An 18,215-nucleotide genomic window follows, 5' to 3' on the forward strand; every position below is an offset into this window, starting at 1 on the left:
CGGGCCGGTCTTCGCTACGCGTTGACCGACCTGAAGTCCTCGAAAATTTTCGCGACATCGTCGGCTTCAAGCAGGCGCCAGGCTCCAGGCTCCAACCCTCCAAGTTCGAGAGCACCGACTGCCGTACGTTGCAAAGTCTCGACGTGGTTGCCCGTGGCAGCAAACATTCTGCGCACCTGGTGATAACGCCCCTCGCTGAGATGCAAGCGCGCCTGCCTCGCCGCGAGCACCTCCAACCCGGCCGGCAGCAAAGGGGTGGTTTCCGATTCCAGCATCAAGGTGCCGCTGGCGAACAAGGCCTGCTCGCTACCCTGCAAATCCTGCGCAAGTGTGGCCTCGTAGATCTTGCCGACATTGGCACGCGGCGAAATGATCCGGTGCAGCAAGGCGCCGTCATCGGTAAACAAGAGCAATCCGGACGTATCGCGATCCAAACGTCCAACGGTGGAAAGCGCGGGACTGCGCATGCGGTAGCGCACGGGCAGCAAGTCGTACACCACCCGCCCCGGATCCTTGCGCGAACAGGTTACGCCCAGCGGCTTGTTCATCATCAGCGTAAGGCCGACCGGCGGATCGAGCGGCTCGCCATCGATGCGGATCTGCTCGTGTTCCACCTTGTCGTCCGCATATAGCACCTCGCCTTGCGGATCGGTGACACGACCTTCGCGGAACATCCACGCCACTTCCTTGCGGCTGCCATAGCCAAGATTCGCAATCAGCCTGACCAGCCTCATTTGCGCAGCCCTTTTGCTTCGATCACTTTGAAACCATCCTGCAGTGCCACCGTGCGTATTTGTTGAAAATGTGCGGCCAATGTCGACTCGTAAGGAAGATGGCGATTGGCCACCAGCCACAGGCGCCCGTGCGGCAACAGCGCATCGGCCGCCTGCGCGATAAAGGCTCGGCCCAGCTCGGGCAGGTCAGCCCTGCCCTGATGGAAAGGCGGGTTGCTGACGATAGTGTCGTAACGTCGCTCGATACCCATCGTGACATCGTGCCAGTACAGCGCAAATGCCAGTTCGCGACCGCTTTCAGCCATCGCGCGCTGCACGTTGAGCCGCGCCGACTCCAGCGCACGTGCCTCCGCTTCGTAAAGATCCACCCTCTCGATGCGAGGACAACGCGCGATCATTTGCGCGGCGAGATAGCCGTAGCCAGCGCCCAAGTCAGCGACTTGCCCGTGCAAGTCATCTGGCAGGTTCGCCGCGAGCAAAGCGGAAGCCGTGTCCACCCGATCCCAGGCAAACAGCCCAGGTCGGCTGAGATATCCGGCGGCGTTCTCCCTTGGCTGATCCAGCGCCAACCAGGCCTCCACCCGGGATCGATCAAGCGCGGCGGTTTGCGATGTTCCCCAGAATACGCGGCACTTGTGCTTGGACAGGTGACTCACTGTCCCAAGCAAGGCCTGGAGATCGGCCTGCGCGGATTTCGCACCTTCCGCGTTCGGCACGCACGCCAGCACCGCGCCACCACCCTCGGCATGCAGCGCCGCACGCGCGAACAGCGCACGTGCCTCGTCGCGCTGGCGCGGCGGCAATACCAGTACCAACTTGAAGCGCTCGCCCGGAAGGGCTTCGCCGAGCTTCAAGCCACTGCGCATCAAGGCCTCGGCAAAGGGCTTGAAGCTCTGCTCGCACAGCCATCCCGCCTGCGCCATTTCGCGCAGGCGATAGCCATCGCGCGCGCGCAGAAACAACACGCTGCCGTCGGCGGGCAGACGCAACGGACCATCCGAGATGGGAAGAAAGAGCGCATCCAGCGCGGTATCGGGCGTGGACACAGGGGCACCGACCATCGTCAAACACGCACATCCGGTGGAAATCGATGCACGCATTGTACCCGTGGCGCATGCCCCTCCCCAAAACGGAGAGGGGCCGGCACGAGGGCCATGCGATGAATCAGGCCTTCTGGCCGAGACGGGCGATCCAGCGATACATCCAGAATGTCACCGCAGCAAAAGCAGCGCCGCCGATCCAGATCGAAGCGTTCTGGAAGCTGTCGCCCACCAGGGCCAGCGGCGCGGGCTTGCCCGAGAACACGACGATGGCCGCCACCACCACGCCGATGATGCTTTCGCCGACGATCAGTCCGGAGGCCAGCAGCACGCCAAGTTGCTTGATGGCCTCGGCCTTGGTTGTGCGTTCCGCGCGCTTGTCGAAGTACCAGCCGACGATGGCGCCCACCACGATCATCAACGTGGTGGACGTGGGCAGGTAAATACCCAGGCCCACTGCCAATGGCGGCAGGCGCGCCGATTTGGTGGTCGCGCCGAGCACCGCATCGATCACGATCAGGCCGACGCCGATGAGCCCGCCGATGGTGATCAGACTCCAATCGATGTTGTTCTGAATCACGCCCTGGGCCAGCGCCGAGATCAGGCCGGCCTGCGGCGCAGGCAGCGCGTGTGCCGGATCGGCACCCGGCGCACCGAGGAAGCCGTAGGCATGGTTGAGCAGATCCAGCACCGGCGGAATGACGATGGCGCCGGCGATCACGCCGATGACCAGCGCGACCTGCTGGCGCCACGGCGTGGCATCCACCAGTTGGCCGGTCTTGAGATCTTGCAGATTGTTGTTGGCGATAGCGGCCACGGCGAACACCACCGAAGTGATGAATAGCGCAAACGCAACCAGCGCTTTGCCCGAATCCGCGGGCAGGTCCGACTTCACGCCCGCTACCAGCAGCAGCGCAGCGATGATCACCACCAGGATGCCGATGCCCGACAAGGGGCTGTTGGACGAACCGATCAGGCCGGCCATGTAGCCGCACACGGTCGACACCAGGAAGCTGAGGATCAACACGAAGATCACGCCGCCGATCACCAACAGTGCGGTGTGAGAGCCCAAGCCGCTGGTCATGCTGAAGTTACCCAGCAGCCAGGCAATCGGCAGCATGCAGAGCAGCACGATCAGGCCGACGATGCCGATCGGCATGTCCTGTTCGGTGCGCGGCAGCGTGGCGCCCTTGCCGGCCTTGCGCACACGCGAAGCGGCCATGGCGGAAGTGAGGCCGCTGACGACCGGCTTGACCAACTTGGCCAAGGTCCAGATCGCTGCTACGCCGATGGTTCCCGCACCGACGAAACGCACGTAGTGGCTCCAGGCGCCCTGGGCGACGTCGGCGACATCGCCCGCGGCCGGATGCAGCAAGGTGAAATGCGGTACCGCCCAGCCCCAGCCTATGAACGCGCCAATCAGCATGGCAACGCCGACCGACAGGCCGACGAGGTGACCGACTGCGAACAGCGCAAAGGACAGGCTGAAGTCGTAGCCGCTGGCCGCGCCGCGATCGCCGATGCGGAAATACTGCGCCACGTCGCTGGCGAAGACCTTGGTTTCCACGACGATGTAGAACAGCGCCGAAACGACCGAACCGACGACCACCGCCATCAAGCCGCTGCTGCCGCCTTCCACCGCTGCCGACGCGGAAACGTCCTCGCCGCCTTCGCCGGAACCGACCTTCAGCACCTCGGCACACGCCACGCCTTCCGGGTACGGCAGGTCCGAATCGGTGACCAGCGCACGGCGCAACGGGATGGTGTACATCACGCCGAGGATGCCGCCCGCGGCGCAGATCCCGAACGAGATCCAGAACGGGAAGCCGTTCCACCAGCCCACCATGATCAGGCCAGGCAGCACGAAGATGATCGATGAGAGCGTGCCCGCGGCCGAGGCCACCGTCTGCACGATGTTGTTTTCCTGCATCGTCGCGCCTTTCATCGCGCGCAGGATAGCCATCGAGATCACTGCCGCCGGAATCGACGTGGCGAAGGTCAGGCCGGCCTTCAAGCCGAAGAACACGTTGGCCGCGGTGAACACCAGAGTGATCACGATGCCGATGATCAGGCCACGAATAGTGAGCTCGGCGCGCGGTGCGGCGCCGGATCCAGGTACTGCGTTCACGGGCGTCTCCCCAAACTGTCCAGCTAACAAGATAGCGTGGATCGCCGGGGCGATGTTGGCCGGAGCCGTTCAAGGTACGTAGGCGCCCACCGACGGGGCGCCTCTTGACACGGGCTTCAGTGCTGGGTTTGCGCGCCCCTGAATTTCTGCAGATCGCCGCGCAACTGGGTGGCAATCTCCCCGGCACTGTCGGCTAGCAGCTTGGGCAGCGCCTGCGCGTAAGCCTGGTCGGCAGCGCCCTCGCCCACGGCTGCCGATACCGCTGCCTCGTAGTCGTGGCTGCTGTCGAAACCATGCGCCCAGATCCCGCAATGCATACCGACGTCCATGGCGAGCTTGCCTGGGGCCTTTTTCTGATTGACGTGCAAGCCAGCAACCAGCGACGAGCACGTCACCACAAGGTCCTGGAAATAGCTGGGCTGCAATTGCGCACCGAGCTGCGATTGCACCGCCGCGGCCAGATTCGGCGCCGGTTCCAGAATCAGCTTGTGGTCGAGCCCGCGCACCTCGAGCTTGTCGTCGCCGCCGGTTACCGTCAGCCACGGCGCCGTACCGGGCGTAACCAGATCGCCGACTGCGGCCGGTTCGTGTACAACCTGCCCCCCGCACGCACCGAGCAGTGCGGCAGCCCCCAAGAGCCACAAGCGCTTCATCTTCAATTTCCCCTTCAACGAAGATTGCGAATCTAATGCAGCGCAGCAAGCGCTTCAACGCCTTGCTCCGCGCCACGTGACGCAGCCCGCCCCTGCCATTGGGCACAGTGGGCATGAGCGCGCGGCTTGGCTAGTCTGTTGGGTTCGTATGTCCCGAGGATTCGTTGTGCGCAAGACCTTGTCATTTGCCCTGCTCGCCGCGTTGATCGCCGCCGGCACGTCCCCCGTCGTTGCCAGCCCAGGCACCACGGCAACACCCGTGCAGGAAGCGAACGCGGACGGCTTTCACCTGCCGCCCTTTCCTGCCGACGCCCACGTCAGCCAATCCGTCGAAGTCGGCGGCAAGACGCTCAAATACACGGTCACCGTCGGCACCCTGCCGGTGCGCGACGAAAAGGGCGACGTCACCGGCCAGGTGGTGTTTACCGCCTACACCATGCCCGGCAAGGATCGCCCTGTAACTTTCGCGCTCAACGGCGGCCCTGGCGCATCCTCGGTGTATCTGAACTTCGGCGCGATCGGCCCCAAGCGCGTGAACTTCGGCCTGGACGGCGACAATCCCTCCGACGCCGCCGTACTGCATGGCAACCCCGGCACCTGGCTCGGCTTTACCGACCTGGTCTTTATCGATCCGATCGGTACCGGTTACAGCCGCGCACTGGTGCCCAAGGACAAAGCCACCAAGCTCTTCTACAGCACTGACAACGACATCAAGTACCTGTCGCGCATCGTCTACGACTGGCTGGTGAAAAACGGCCGCATGGAATCGCGCAAATATCTGGTGGGCGAGAGCTACGGCGGTTTCCGCGGTCCGCGCATCACCGAATACCTGCAGACACAGCTTGGCGTGGCGATGAATGGCGTGGTGCTGCTCTCGCCCTATCTCGATGCGTCCGCGTCGGATAACGAAAACGTTTCGCCGCTGCCGTGGATGCTGACGCTTCCGTCCATCGCAGCCGCACACCTGGAACGCGAACACCAACTGACCCCCGAAGCGATGGCGCCGATCATCGACTACACGCGCGGCGACTACGCCGTCGCGTTGATGAAGGGCCGTACCGATCCGGCCGCCACCGCAGCAATGATTCAGAAAGTGACCGAGCTGACCGGGCTGGATGCGGTCTTCGTGAAGCGTTCCGGCGGTCGACTGGAAACGCAGGCCTATCTGCGCGAGGTCTATCGCGCCGAAGGCAAACTCGGCAGCCGGTACGATTCCAATGTCACGGCGTGGGATCCCTTCCCGTATGCACCGCACCAAGTCGGCGGCGACCCCATCCTCAACGGCATCATCGCCCCGACCACCACGGCGATGGTGAACTTCGTCACGCAGACCGTGGGCTGGAAATACGACGGCCGCTACAACGCACTGAGCTACGACGTCAACGACGCATGGCATGAAGACGACGACGCCAACAAAGGCTCGGTCGATCAATTGCGCGAAGCCGTGGCCAACGACCCGAATCTGCGCGTGCTGATTGCCCACGGTTGGGACGACCTGTCCTGCCCGTTCATGGCGTCTGTACTGATCGTCGACCAGATGCCGGCCATGGGCGACCCCACGCGCGTGCAAGTGAAGGAATATCCCGGCGGGCACATGTTCTACTCGCGCCCGGACAGCCAGGCTGCGCTGCTGCAAGACGTCAAAACGCTTTACGGCGTCCGCTGATCCGATGAGCCCGGTGTCGGCAAGAGCGACACCGGGTCAACGTCCGGGTGGCGCTCACGCCAGGCCGCCAGCCGTTCGCGGTAGTGCTGCCGGGCCTCTTCGTAATAATCGAAGATGCATGGATCGCAGCCGTTGCCGCAGCAATCACCCGGATCGGGTTCGACCGGCGGCGTTGGCGGCGGGTCGTCGCGCAGCAGCTTGTCGCGGAAAAGAGATGAGTCGTCGTTCATGGGCAAAGGGAACCTGATACCACCAGCATGGTAGCTCGGCATCGGCATTCAAGCCCACTACGCAGCGGCGCAATGAAGCGCCGCAATATTCCGCGAAGGAACGCGCTGGTTACTACCTTCATCACTGGGAGCACGCACGATGCGTAAATGTTTTCTCCGATCGCCCAGGCAGCTGATCGCCGGCCTGCTGTTGCCGGCGACGTTGCTTGCCGCCAGCCTTGCCGTTGCCCAGCCTGCATCGTCGCCTTATCGCATCGTCGGCTACGCCACCGGTTGGAATCCGCAGCAGACCAAGGATGTCGGCAAGATCGACACCTTGATCTTTGCTTTTGCGCACCCGAAAGACGGCAAAGTCGTCATCGCACCCGGCGACGTGAAACATCTTCAGGATCTGCTCGCGCTCAAGGCGATCAATCCGAAACTCAAGGTTGAGATATCCGTCGGCGGCTGGAGCGTGGGCGGCTTCTCCGAGGCCGCCAGCACCGAAGCCGGGCGCAAGCTGTTCGCCGATAGCGCCGCGCAGCTCGTGGCAGCCCAGCACGCGGACGGCCTCGATGTGGATTGGGAATATCCGGGCCACCACGAGTCCGGCATTAAATCCAGTCCGCAGGACAGAACCAACTACACGTTGCTGCTCAAAGCGATCCGCACCAGCCTCGATAGCACCGGGGCGGCAAACGGGCGCAGCGGCGCCAACCATTACACGCTCAGCGTAGCCATTGCCGACGGCCCCTTTGTGGACGATATCGACATCGGCGCCATCAATCCGTACCTGGATTGGTTCAATCTGATGACTTACGACTTCGTCAATGCGATGACGCCGACCACCGGCCATCACACCGGCCTGCATCCTTCGGCCTTGATCAAGGGCGACGGACGCACCACCGATCGCGCCGTGCGGCAGTTCCTTGCCGCGGGCGTTCCGCCAGAAAAACTGTTTATCGGCGCGGCCCTTTACGGTCGCGAATTTGCCGACGTAAACCCCGATCACAACGGCTTGTATCAAACCTTCGGTCATTACCAGGGCGGGCACAATTGGCCGGAACTGAAGCAGGACTACATAAACAAGCAAGGCTTCGTGCGCTATTGGGACGCCGACGCGCAGGCGCCCTGGCTATGGAACGCGAAGACGCGCCACTTCATCAGCTACGACGACCCGCAGTCGATTGCCGCAAAAATGGCGTTTATCAAGTCGCAGCACCTGGGCGGCATCATGTATTGGGAACAGACCGCCGATCCCACCGACGAATTGCTCGACGATATGTGGAAGGGCCTTCACTAAGCTCGCCCTCCCTCGGCCCCCGGCCGAGGGAGGGACACCAGCACGCGTCAATTCGGCTTGCGGAAGCGATAGACGAACTGATCGGTATGACCGCGTATGGATGAATCGAACACCTTGTTCGTATGCGGATCATCAGGGTTGTGCAATACGCTGCTTTCACCGGCGAACACGAACCCCACCGACTCCACCTGCTTTTTCACGATGGCCGGATCGATGCGGTGCAAGGTGTCCGTATCGGCCATGCCCGACCCGGCTGGCGCTACGTGATCGATTACCACGAACAAGCCGCCAGGCTTGAGCGCCGCATATACCTGTTTGTCAAACGCCACCGGGTCGACCTTGCCCATGAAAGCGTCCGGATAGTCGTGATAATTCTGCGACGTGAAGACCAGGTCCACCGGTTCGGGCACGCTCAATTGCGCCGCCGGCTGCTTCAGTACCGACACATTGGCGTAATGCGGATCGGCGGCCAACTTGTCGGAGCCTGTCACGTCATCCGCATCCTCCTTCGCGTACTCGTTGGGCCACAGCGCATAGACGTGCCCCTTGGTTCCGACGATCGCACTGAACACCCGCGTGAAATAGCCGCTGCCGGGAATCAGTTCCAGCACTTTTTGGCCAGGTTTCACTTCGCTGAAAACCATGACATCGGTGATCTTGCGGCGCGCATCGTTGTTCGCATCCTGGCCGCGTGCCGGATCGGCGACGGCTGCGCGGACATAGGGCGGTACGTGTTGCATGGCGTGGACGTGACTCACTTGCGCGGCCTGCGCCAGAGCCACCCCGGGCAGGCCTAGCGCCGCAAGCAAAACGACAGATAGCGAACGCATGAGGATCTCCTTCTTCGATTGAGGGTTGAGCCATCGCGGCGATTGTGCGCCCGCCGTTCTACGACGCCTACCTGACCTTTGGGCCATATCAAGCCCCACATCAGACCGATAGCGGCCAATCGCCCAGCATTTGGTAGCTTCCCCTGCCTACCACGTTGTGAATCAGCACGAAGTTCCTGATCTGCCAGGCAATCGGCGCGATCGCCACGGGATCGGGCAGCAGTTGGCGGGCATAGGCCAGCGTCACGTGTGGCGTGAAAGACCGCTCCAAGGGCCAGTGCAGGCCGGTTTCCTTCAGCGCAGCATTCACGTCTCGCCACAGTGCCGATAGCGGTTCGGGCACCACGTTGCTGCGCAAGACGCAAGGCGGCTCGCGCCCGCGAAAACTGGCGGCATGGTCCAGCGTCCAATCGAATGGCAAAGCGCGCACGCGCTGCGCGGCGCGCTTGGCGACCTCCACGACGTCTTCAGGCAGTTGCGGAAAATCGCCAAGAAAATTCAGCGTCGCGTGAAAGCGCTCGGGCTTCAGCCACCGCGCACCCAATTCAGGATGCTGCTCGTACAGCCACGTTGCAACACGCTGGATGTCGCTACGCACTGCATCGTCCGGCACCAATGCAAAGAACAGGCGATGCGTCTGCGCACGCGCAGGCGGCTGGCCGAAAAGGCCATGCTGCAAGGAAGGCTCCGGTGCAGGCGCAGGCATCGCCGAAGCATACTCCATCGATCACGCCCAGCATCCGGCCGAACGCGCTCAGGACGTTTCGCGCAGGAAAACCGGCAGGTCGGTGGTGGGTACGTTGGCCGACAAGCCATACATCATCATTGCCACGTGGCCACGGTGATAGGTCGCGTGGTTTACCACGTGCAGCAGCACGTCGCCCCGGCGCATTACGCCCTCGCCGCCGCCGATAAAGGTGAAGCGAACCTCTTCGTCGCAGGCTCGCGAATCCAGTGCCCCGGCAAAACGGATATACCACTCGTCGATCTCAACCTGTTGCGCGCGAAGCACATCGAACCCGGGACACTCCTCGGGATTGCGTGACGTGAAACCGTGCGGTACGCCCTCCAGGTGGGCCCGCCACACCTGATCCATGGCATTGACGTGGTGAAGGGTGCGCAACAGGTTCCCGAACACGATCGGCTGCGGGTGGTTCAATGCCTGCTCCGGCAATTCCGACAAGGACTGATAAAGCAGCCGGTCGGCCCACGCCCGGTAGCGCATCAGCATCTGCAAATGTTGAAGCGACGACATGCGGCAGGCCCACGAAAAGGAGTGCCCCATGGTACCCGCAACCCCGGATGACGCCACGCGCGTACTCGTTTATCTGCTATTGGGATTGCTCCAAAACCAAGCCGCACAACGCCTTGCGTGGAAGATGCCAACGCCGGACTGACCTTGCCGCTGAACGCCAATGAACTTGCGCGAATTTTCACGTGCACAATCGAGCGATTTCCCGCGTTTTCCGCTGTACGGTGCAGCCCGAGGAGGAAAACACCATGAAAGCAATGACGTCCGCGCAATTTTCTTCGACGAAGCGCACGTGGCTGGTACGCTCCGCCGCCGCCTTGCTGGCGGCCGCAGCGGCCTTCACTGTGCTTCCGCAGCAGGCCCACGCAGGCGTGTTCGTCGGCGTCGGCGTATCCGTCGGCTTTCCGCCGCCGCTGTTGCCGGTCTACGTGCAGCCTTCGATTCCCGCTCCCGGCTACATCTGGACTCCGGGCTACTGGGCATGGAACGGTGTCTCGTATTACTGGGTACCGGGTACCTGGATACTTCCGCCGTACTACGGCGCGCTGTGGACCCCTGGCTACTGGGGCTGGATCGGCGGCGTATATGTTTTCCACGCCGGCTACTGGGGCCCTCACGTGGGCTTCTACGGCGGCGTGAACTACGGTTTCGGCTATACGGGTGTGGGCTATGTCGGCGGCCACTGGGGCCCGGGCGGTTTCTACTACAACCGCTCCGTCAACCAGTTCGGCGGCGTGCACATCAACAACGTGTACAACAAGACCGTGATCAACAACACCTACATCAACCGGACCAGCTATAACGGCGGCCAGGGCGGACTGACCTCGCGTGCCACGCAGCAGCAAATGGCTTTTGCGCGAGACCCGCACAACGTTGGACCGATCGCCGCCCAGCAGCGTCAGATGACCATGGCCAGCCAGAACCGCGCCATGCAGGCGTCGGTCAACCATGGCAGTCCTTCCATTGCCGCAACGTCGCGTGCCGGTACATTTTCCGGTGCCGGGGTGACGGCATCGCGCGGCGCCAGCGCGGCAGCGGGGCGATTCACGCCGGCGGCAGCCAGCGCACAACGCGTGAACAATTCCATGGCACTGCGCTCGGCAAGCTATGCGCCGCACGCGAACACCTCCGCCAGCGCGGCGGCACGTCCGGCCGCCAACAGCTTCAATCGGGCCAGCTACAACAACAATTCCGGCGCACGCACGCAGAGCGCTTACCGGCCGCAGGCGAACAGCTATCGCCCAGCGGCTCCGCAATACCGCGCCGCCCCGCAGTATCACGCTGCCGCACCGGCGTATCGGGCTGCATCGCGACCGGCCGCTGCACCGCGTGGAGGCGGCGGCGGTGGGCACCCACAGGGCGGAAGCCACGACTCGCGCCACGGCTGAGACCGCAACTCCATCTTCAACCCCCAAGCCCCGGAAGCACCGCTTCCGGGGCTTTTTCTTTTGGTCCGCAGCTTTTTCCGCCGCCCCTCCCCAGGGCAACAAGCCATGCCAGAAGTCGAACGCAAAATATTGCGCATTCGTGGCAATAACGTGATATTTTGCGTAAGATTTTACGGAAGCCATAAGTAGGCGAACGCCCACTTGCCCGCCAGGGCACCACACAACGCACTGGCGAAAACATTGGAAAACTGCGTCGGCATGGCTCCGATCGGGACGCGCGGTTCACCAAAATTTGCTGGGGAGACAATATGTTGAAGTCAAAGCTCACGGTTGCCGTGCTGGCCGCCATGGCGTTCGGTTCTTCGCACACCTTAGCCGCTACCGCGGCCCAATCGCAGGACACACCCGATTCGCAGGAAGCTGCGCAAGGCGCCGCCTCGACCAGCAAGGCGAGAAAGCTCGACACCGTGACGGTGACCGGATCGCTCATCCCCCAATCGCAGGTCGAAACCTCGACACCGGTGATGACCATTACCGCCGACCAGATGAAATCGCGCGGCTTCACCACGGTGGCTGAGGCACTGCAGCAATCCTCTTTCTCGACCGGTGCCGTGCAAGGTGCCAGCACCTCGGCCAGCTTCACCCAGGGCGCCCAGACCCTGAGCATGTTCGGCCTGCCGGTCGGCTTCGTGAAATACCTGATTGACGGTCGCCCGATGGGCGATTTTCCTGCGCTGTACAACGGCAGCGACGCGTTCAACAACCTCAGCGGCATCCCCAGCGAGATGGTCGATCACATCGATATCCTGCCGGGTGGCCAATCCTCGATTTACGGCTCCGATGCGATCGCTGGCGTAGTCAACATCGTGTTGAAGAAAAAACTCGATGCACCGGTGGTCGACGTGCGCTATGGCTGGCACACCGGCGGCGGCGCAGATCGCCGCGTGTACCTGGCCGATAGCTTCAATTGGGGCAAACTCAACGTGCTGGCCGGCGTACAGTTCGAAAGCTCGCAGCCGATCTGGGGCTTCGACCGCGCACTGACCCGTAATTACTATGCCGACGGCACCAGCCCCGCCACCGCAAGCCGCGACTTCCTGGTCAACAGCACCACCAAGATCAAGAACAGCTACGTCGATCCGCGCACTCTGACGCCGAATGGCTGCAATGCCACCAACGGACTGTTCAATGGCGGCGAAGCCTTGCAATACCGCCAGAACAGCGGCTACTACTGCGGCTCATACAACTCCGCCGGCTACAAAACCCTGTCGAATGACGAGAAGACGGCGAATGTGTACACACACGCCACTTTCGACGCCACCGACAATCTGCAGTTGTACAGCGACTTCCTCTACAACTACCAAGAGCAGAAATTTTCCACCGGCTCCGGCTACACCTGGTGGGGCACCTCGGCGGACTTCGGCAAGATCTACGACGCAAACCTGAAGGACTTCGTGAACCTTCAGCGCGGCTTTACGCCTGAAGAAATCGGCGGCTACAAGTCGATCATGAACAAGACCACCGAAAACTCGTACATGCTGACGCTGGGCGGCAAAGGTACGTTCGGCCAATCGAATTGGGATTACGACGTTACCTACACCCATTCCGACGATCATCTCACCTCGCGCCGCTTCGCACGCTGGGCCAACGAGATCGACAACTACTTCCTGGACAAGGTGCTCGGTCCGGAATTGGGTACCAACAAGGGATACGGCGTTTACGCTCCCAATTACGGCGCCTTCTTCCAGCCCATTTCGCCGGCCGATTTCCGCGGCTTCACCGGCTTCACCTACAGCAACGCCAAGACCTGGGACAACCTTTTGCGCGCCCAGGTCACCAACGCATCCCTGTTCGCCCTGCCGGGTGGCGATGCCGGTTTGGCGGTCGTGGTGGAAGGCGGCAACCAGGGCTGGAATTACACGCCCGATGCGCGCCTGCTCGACGGTGAGGTCTGGGGCAGCACGGATGTACAAGGCGCAGGCCATCGCTCGCGCTATGCCGCCACCACCGAGTTGAACATTCCGTTGTTCAAGCAACTGACCCTCGATGCATCCGCCCGCTACGACAGCTATCACGTCGGTAATGGCGACGTGAGCCACGCCACCTACAACATCGGCATCGAATACCGCCCGCTCGAAACCCTGTTGTTGCGCGGCAAGTACGGCACGGCATTCAAGGCACCGACGCTGGCCGATGAATTCCAGGGACAAAGCGGCTACTACGACTCGGTCACCGACTATTACAACTGTGCTCAGCTCGGCTATGTCGGTCCATCGATCGGCCAATGCCCGAACAAGTATTACAACGTACAGTTCAACGGCGTGCAGTCCGGCAATACGCAGCTGAAGCCGATCACCGCCAAAGTGTGGAACTACGGTTTCGTATGGGCGCCGATCAACAACCTGTCGTTCAGCACCGACTACTATCACTACGACATCAGCAACGAAGTGAACCAGGAAAGCGCGGACCTGCTCTCGCAGCAGGAGTATCTGTGTCGCATCGGCACGCTCGACATCAATTCGCCGACCTGCAAGGCAGCACTTTCGCAAGTGGTTCGCCAGGCTGCCACCGATAATACCTTCCTGGGCGACATCACCCAGATCTACACGCCGAAGGTGAATACGTCCAAGGAGAAGGTCAACGCGCTGGTTTCCAACTTCGGCTATCTACTGAACGTCGGCCGCTTCGGCTCGCTGACCTTCAACGCCTCCTACAGCAACGTGTTGAAGCACGAGCTGCAGCAGTATCCGAACGACCCGGTGCTCGACCTGTTGCGCAACCCGTATTACAGCTACGACTTCAAGACCAAGGTAAACGCCTCGATCACCTGGTCGATCGGCAACTGGAGCACCACGGTGTTCGCCAATCGCTACGGCAGCTCGCCGAACTACCTCGCTCGCACGCTGAACGACTACAACGCGCCCGGCGCGGGCCGCCTGGCACCGTGGATCCTGTACAACGCCAGCGTAAGCTACACCCCGATCGACAGTCTTGCGCTGTCGCTGATGGTCAACAACGTGTTCAACAAGATGCCGCCGAAAGATCACAGCTACCCCGGCACCAGCGCCTCGCCCTACAACGACAATGACTACAACGTGTTCGGGCGCGGCATTTACCTGGAAGGCACCTACAAGTTCGGCAAGGCAAAATAACTCTGCCAAGCCTTCTGCAAAGAAACCCCGCCGGTGGCGGGGTTTCTTTTGTCCAGCGTGGCTCAATGTGCGATCTGTGCACCCACCAGCAGGCTTCGGATCAAGTGCAGCTTCGCCTTGAACTGCTGTTCGTTCGCCGGACCGATGCGCACCATCAGCTTCTGTCCGTTGGACAGCGACTGCAGCGACGGATCCACGAACACATAGTGCGGACCCGACTTCGTTACGGCCACCGGGTCGTGCAGATCAGGGGCGGCCAGCATGTCGTCGATCGCCACGATCAGGCGGTCGTTGAAATATCCTCGCGGATAACCCAGCTCGCGATACGCTTCCTGGAACAATGGATAGTTGTGCCGGTACCACGCCACCAGCACGTGCGGATCGACGCTTTCCAGGACTGCGACATACGGAGCGTAGCGACCCGCGTTGTCTGAGGCGATCAACGTTTCGCCGTTGGCCTGCGTGGTCTGCATCGATCCTTTCGGAGTGCGCAGCGGCAGAATGAAACTGCTGCCCAAGCCGTGCCTGGGCAACGCGTCGACCGTAGCGACGACACGCGAGATGACCTGGTTCGGAGCCAGCAAGGCGCGCACGTCGCCGCCGCTCGCCAACTTGGACAATGCGTCCAGCACGCTTGCATCACTATCGGCTAAGGCCGGCAACGGTGCCGTGGATGCGGCAGCCGGGCCGGATTCGGCCTGGGCGATGGGATGCTGAATCACGGCTGTGGATGTGCTGCTGGCCGGCGTGCTTGACGATGCGGCCGCCGGCGGGGCGGCAGGCAGTACATTGGCCACGTCCTTGGGCTGCATCGCCATCCGCACCAAGTACACACCTGCGACGATGACGGCCGCGAGCACGATGATCGCAAGAAACCAACTGCCGTAGGACGTCTTCTTTTTGTTCGATCTGCGATTCACGACGCTACCTGTTTCACGAGGGAACAGGCATTGTGACAGGGCGGAAAGCGCTTTGTTCGACTATTGGCTTACCGCGGCATTGTCTCAGCGGGCAAGCGATCAACCCGATACCGGCTCAAGCGACCCGGAAACGGCCATCCGCCAGCGCGGCGGCGTCGACCTCCGGCACATCGGACCCTTTATTCGGACGCAACTCGGACCGCGGTACCTGGAAACTGTCTTCGCGGTTGTACACCGGACTGCTGGCAGCGTAGAGCTCTTCGTAGGAGTTGAGACGCTCACGCAAGCATTCGCGCAACTGCGGGCCGAACAAGCTCTCCACTTTGCTCTCTGCCTGATGTGGAAGTCCGCTGAGCGCATTGCACTTCCACGGCTCAGCTTTGGGATCGGCAATATTCTGATGACAGGTTTGATCCAGGTCGACATCCGACCGCAGATCCAGGAACTTGCACAAGCGCTGCCATTCTTCGGTCGGATTGTGGATCAGGTCTTCCAGAAAGACGAAATGATGGTTGCGCACGCCGATGCGCGAGCGATGAACCTCCGCCGCCCGGTTCCAGCGCCGCACCCACTGCATCAAACCGCCACTGAATGACTTGTTGTCGTAGCGCAGCTCAGCGTCGGTGATCGAGGCCAGCACGTCGAGGCCTGGGCGGATCACGTGAATGATGCGCGCTTCCGGCAGGTAGGACTCGATTTCCGGGAGATAAAACAAATGGAGCGGCGTCTTTTCGATCCACATCGAGCGCTTGGCCTGAACGGCGAGACCATCCAGCATGTCGATGAAACGCTCAACGCAATCGCGCTGAAACCAGGGGGCACGGGCAAGCGGCTGCTCAGAACCCAGCAAGACCTGCTGCAGTTCGACAAACTGACGGCGACCGTAGCGACGAGTCAAGCCGAGCATCCGGGCCAATTTTCGACGGTGCTGCTTGGCGCCTTCATCGCCCAATCGCCAATGCAGGCCGCCCAGCAGGCGCGGGAAGAAACTGGTTTCTGGAAGGGTGAAGACCTGGGGGTGCCGTGCAAGCATGGCCTGCACGATGGTGGTGCCCGACCGCGGACACCCGACAACAAAGGTCCTTTGCATGAGTCGCTCACGCCCCCCGCTTTTTATAATGGACTACCAACTCGCCCACGAATTCTCGTCAGGCCACGACTACCTAACGCGTCAGGTTGCCGTAAGTTGACACAACTTACACACAGGTGACGGGCGTGTCCACTGAAAACTTCCTTAACGATTAATGGGTCCGCTGAAGCCCCTGTAAGGCGTCGCCAGCCGAACAATCCACGTTCTGAGCCCAACGAGGCTCATACCCCCTTCTTCGGCACGACCCATGCATGAGGTCCGTTACCGAGCCCCAAAAGTGGCTCTTGGCCACGCGCGGCGAGATGGAAAGAAACAGCTGCCCTCCCCTGCCCACCATCATCGACCTGCTGCTCGATGCGATCTGCGTGGTCGACGCGGAGGGCCGCTACCTTTATGTGAGCGCCGCCTATGAACAGATCTTCGGTTATGCGGCGGAGGAAGTGCTGGGACGCCCGATGATCGAGTTGGTCCACCCCGACGACCGCGAACGTACCCTCGCGACGGCGCAAGAAATCATGCAGGGGCAACCTGAGGCGAACTTCCAGAACCGATATATCCGCAAGGACGGCAAGGTTGTGCACATCACGTGGTCGGCCCGCTGGTCCGAAGCGGAACAGGTACGTATCGCGCTGGCGCGCGACGTTACCGAGATCAAGCGCGCCGAGTCGGTGCAGGCCGCGCTGCTGGCAATCTCCGAGGCCGCGCACACCGCCAAGGACCTGCTTGCGCTGTTTCAGCGCATCCACCAGATCATCGACGGGCTGCTGCCGGCCAGGAATTTTTATGTGGCGCTATACGACGAACGCGCCGACGAGCTGAGCTTTCCTTACTTCGTCGACGAATGCGATCCGGCGCCGGCACCGCGCCCTTTGAATTCCGGCACGCTCACCGGTGAAGTCGTTCGCAGCGGGCAGGCCATCCTGCTGACACCCCACACTCGCTCCCAGGTGCTAGGCAGGGGCATTCAATATATAGGGTGCGATTCCCTGGACTGGCTGGGCCTGCCTCTCACCACGCCCAACGGATGCATCGGCGCGATCGTGGTGCAAAGCTATTCCGGCGACGTGCGCTACACGACGGAGGATCAGGCACTGCTGCAATTTGTCTCCGACCAGATCGCCACCGCGATCGAGCGCAAGCGCAACGCCGCCTGGCTGCAATACGTGGCCGGGCACGACGCGCTCACCGACCTGCCTAACCGCGAGTTGTTCAACGATAGACTCGATACCGCGCTCGTTGCGGCAGGACGTGACCTGCAGCGGCTATCCGTGCTCTATATCGACCTGGACCGGTTCAAGCAGGCCAACGACCGCCACGGCCACGACACCGGCGATCAAGTGCTGCGCGAGGCGGCACGGAGAATCCGTCAATGCCTGCGCGAATCGGATACGGTCGGGCGCCTGGGCGGGGACGAGTTTGCCGTGGTGCTGACGGGCATGCATCGGCCGGAGGATGCCTCGGCCGTTGCCGAGAAGATTCGCAGCGTGCTGAATCAGCCATTCCAGCTCGGCCAACATCAACTGCGGATATCCTCCAGCATCGGTATTGCGATGTATCCGGAGCACGGCAAGGATCGCAAGCATTTGATGCGCCACGCCGATGCTGCCATGTACGCGGCCAAGCGGCGCGGCCGCAACCGGCTAGGTATCGCCTCGCCCGACTTCAGCGAAAACGATACGGTCGTGGACACTTGAAAGGCCTGCTTTTCCATCGCCTTGCAGGCATCTGCCCGCCCATCCTTCGCCATCGATAAAAAGCCACCGGCACTCCGTACCGGTGGCTTGCCTTGCCCAACGTCACATCCGCTGCGAAGCAGGCATGCCTCCTGTCTCGCAGCGGGTTCCCCTGCG

Annotated in this window: 15 protein-coding genes; 5 read left to right on the forward strand and 10 right to left on the reverse strand. The window is 62.0% G+C overall.

What is annotated here, in order from left to right:
* Nucleotides 1-14: 14 nt before the first annotated feature.
* The 4 genes from ISS99_RS19760 to ISS99_RS19775 form a co-directional block, all read right to left on the reverse strand.
* Nucleotides 15-734, reverse strand: a complete 720-nt coding sequence (locus ISS99_RS19760) for a pseudouridine synthase (protein WP_204633318.1) — start codon at nt 732-734, stop codon at nt 15-17.
* Entirely contained in the window at nt 731-1,795 is a 1,065-nt protein-coding gene (locus tag ISS99_RS19765) for a class I SAM-dependent methyltransferase (protein WP_204633319.1), read from the reverse strand. The genes ISS99_RS19760 and ISS99_RS19765 overlap by 4 nt, the downstream gene beginning before the upstream one ends.
* Nucleotides 1,796-1,898: 103 nt before the next feature.
* Nucleotides 1,899-3,902 (reverse strand): OPT family oligopeptide transporter, encoded by a 2,004-nt coding sequence (locus tag ISS99_RS19770; protein ID WP_204633320.1) that lies wholly within the window; start codon nt 3,900-3,902, stop codon nt 1,899-1,901.
* Nucleotides 3,903-4,018: 116 nt separating this feature from the next.
* Nucleotides 4,019-4,555, reverse strand: a complete 537-nt coding sequence (locus tag ISS99_RS19775; RefSeq protein WP_204633321.1) for a hypothetical protein — start codon at nt 4,553-4,555, stop codon at nt 4,019-4,021.
* A gap of 148 nt (nt 4,556-4,703) precedes the next feature.
* Here ISS99_RS19775 and ISS99_RS19780 point away from each other — a divergent pair, with 148 nt between their 5' ends.
* Complete coding sequence (locus ISS99_RS19780) at nt 4,704-6,221, forward strand: S10 family peptidase (protein ID WP_204633322.1); 1,518 nt, start codon at nt 4,704-4,706, stop codon at nt 6,219-6,221.
* Here ISS99_RS19780 and ISS99_RS19785 read toward each other — a convergent pair.
* Nucleotides 6,206-6,451 (reverse strand): oxidoreductase-like domain-containing protein, encoded by a 246-nt coding sequence (locus ISS99_RS19785; protein ID WP_204633323.1) that lies wholly within the window; start codon nt 6,449-6,451, stop codon nt 6,206-6,208. The two genes, ISS99_RS19780 and ISS99_RS19785, sit on opposite strands and share 16 nt — an antisense overlap.
* Nucleotides 6,452-6,590: 139 nt before the next feature.
* On the opposite strand from ISS99_RS19785, the gene ISS99_RS19790 reads away from it, so the two are divergent.
* A complete protein-coding gene (locus ISS99_RS19790) occupies nt 6,591-7,733 on the forward strand; it encodes a glycoside hydrolase family 18 protein (RefSeq protein ID WP_204633324.1) in 1,143 nt (380 codons plus the stop codon).
* Between the two features lie 47 nt (nt 7,734-7,780).
* Here ISS99_RS19790 and ISS99_RS19795 read toward each other — a convergent pair whose 3' ends face one another.
* The 3 genes from ISS99_RS19795 to ISS99_RS19805 form a co-directional block, all read right to left on the reverse strand.
* Nucleotides 7,781-8,563, reverse strand: a complete 783-nt coding sequence (locus tag ISS99_RS19795; protein WP_204633325.1) for a class I SAM-dependent methyltransferase — start codon at nt 8,561-8,563, stop codon at nt 7,781-7,783.
* Between the two features lie 100 nt (nt 8,564-8,663).
* A complete protein-coding gene (thpR, locus tag ISS99_RS19800; RefSeq protein ID WP_204633326.1) occupies nt 8,664-9,242 on the reverse strand; it encodes an RNA 2',3'-cyclic phosphodiesterase in 579 nt (192 codons plus the stop codon).
* A 75-nt stretch (nt 9,243-9,317) separates the two neighbouring features.
* Entirely contained in the window at nt 9,318-9,818 is a 501-nt protein-coding gene (locus tag ISS99_RS19805; RefSeq protein WP_204633327.1) for a DinB family protein, read from the reverse strand.
* A 245-nt stretch (nt 9,819-10,063) separates the two neighbouring features.
* On the opposite strand from ISS99_RS19805, the gene ISS99_RS19810 reads away from it, so the two are divergent.
* Together ISS99_RS19810 and ISS99_RS19815 are read left to right on the forward strand one after the other, a co-directional pair.
* Nucleotides 10,064-11,203 carry a YXWGXW repeat-containing protein gene (locus ISS99_RS19810; RefSeq protein ID WP_204633328.1) on the forward strand — a complete coding sequence of 380 codons (1,140 nt, stop codon included), beginning with the start codon at nt 10,064-10,066 and terminating at the stop codon, nt 11,201-11,203.
* A gap of 308 nt (nt 11,204-11,511) precedes the next feature.
* The gene (locus tag ISS99_RS19815) at nt 11,512-14,355 is read left to right on the forward strand and encodes a TonB-dependent receptor plug domain-containing protein (protein ID WP_204633329.1); all 2,844 of its coding nucleotides are present in this window, start codon (nt 11,512-11,514) and stop codon (nt 14,353-14,355) included.
* Nucleotides 14,356-14,417: 62 nt separating this feature from the next.
* Here ISS99_RS19815 and ISS99_RS19820 read toward each other — a convergent pair whose 3' ends face one another.
* Nucleotides 14,418-15,275 (reverse strand): DUF3014 domain-containing protein, encoded by an 858-nt coding sequence (locus ISS99_RS19820; RefSeq protein ID WP_284343679.1) that lies wholly within the window; start codon nt 15,273-15,275, stop codon nt 14,418-14,420.
* Between the two features lie 115 nt (nt 15,276-15,390).
* A complete protein-coding gene (locus ISS99_RS19825; RefSeq protein ID WP_204633330.1) occupies nt 15,391-16,365 on the reverse strand; it encodes a sulfotransferase family protein in 975 nt (324 codons plus the stop codon).
* A 302-nt stretch (nt 16,366-16,667) separates the two neighbouring features.
* Here ISS99_RS19825 and ISS99_RS19830 point away from each other — a divergent pair, with 302 nt between their 5' ends.
* Nucleotides 16,668-18,059 carry a GGDEF domain-containing protein gene (locus ISS99_RS19830; RefSeq protein WP_204633331.1) on the forward strand — a complete coding sequence of 464 codons (1,392 nt, stop codon included), beginning with the start codon at nt 16,668-16,670 and terminating at the stop codon, nt 18,057-18,059.
* The last annotated feature ends 156 nt before the right edge of the window (nt 18,060-18,215 follow it).

Origin of the sequence: Dyella mobilis, assembly GCF_016904945.1 — a bacterium.
GTDB classification, from domain to species: domain Bacteria; phylum Pseudomonadota; class Gammaproteobacteria; order Xanthomonadales; family Rhodanobacteraceae; genus Dyella_B; species Dyella_B mobilis.

Bases quoted from the DNA above. Each gene is read 5' to 3' on its own strand.
- ISS99_RS19760 (WP_204633318.1), bottom strand. From the start codon at position 734: ATGAGGCTGGTCAGGCTGATTGCGAATCTTGGCTATGGCAGCCGCAAG.
- ISS99_RS19765 (WP_204633319.1), bottom strand. From the start codon at position 1,795: ATGGTCGGTGCCCCTGTGTCCACGCCCGATACCGCGCTGGATGCGCTC.
- ISS99_RS19775 (WP_204633321.1), bottom strand. From the start codon at position 4,555: ATGAAGCGCTTGTGGCTCTTGGGGGCTGCCGCACTGCTCGGTGCGTGC.
- ISS99_RS19780 (WP_204633322.1), top strand. From the start codon at position 4,704: ATGTCCCGAGGATTCGTTGTGCGCAAGACCTTGTCATTTGCCCTGCTC.
- ISS99_RS19785 (WP_204633323.1), bottom strand. From the start codon at position 6,451: ATGAACGACGACTCATCTCTTTTCCGCGACAAGCTGCTGCGCGACGAC.
- ISS99_RS19790 (WP_204633324.1), top strand. From the start codon at position 6,591: ATGCGTAAATGTTTTCTCCGATCGCCCAGGCAGCTGATCGCCGGCCTG.
- ISS99_RS19795 (WP_204633325.1), bottom strand. From the start codon at position 8,563: ATGCGTTCGCTATCTGTCGTTTTGCTTGCGGCGCTAGGCCTGCCCGGG.
- ISS99_RS19805 (WP_204633327.1), bottom strand. From the start codon at position 9,818: ATGTCGTCGCTTCAACATTTGCAGATGCTGATGCGCTACCGGGCGTGG.
- ISS99_RS19810 (WP_204633328.1), top strand. From the start codon at position 10,064: ATGAAAGCAATGACGTCCGCGCAATTTTCTTCGACGAAGCGCACGTGG.
- ISS99_RS19815 (WP_204633329.1), top strand. From the start codon at position 11,512: ATGTTGAAGTCAAAGCTCACGGTTGCCGTGCTGGCCGCCATGGCGTTC.
- ISS99_RS19825 (WP_204633330.1), bottom strand. From the start codon at position 16,365: ATGCAAAGGACCTTTGTTGTCGGGTGTCCGCGGTCGGGCACCACCATC.
- ISS99_RS19830 (WP_204633331.1), top strand. From the start codon at position 16,668: ATGGAAAGAAACAGCTGCCCTCCCCTGCCCACCATCATCGACCTGCTG.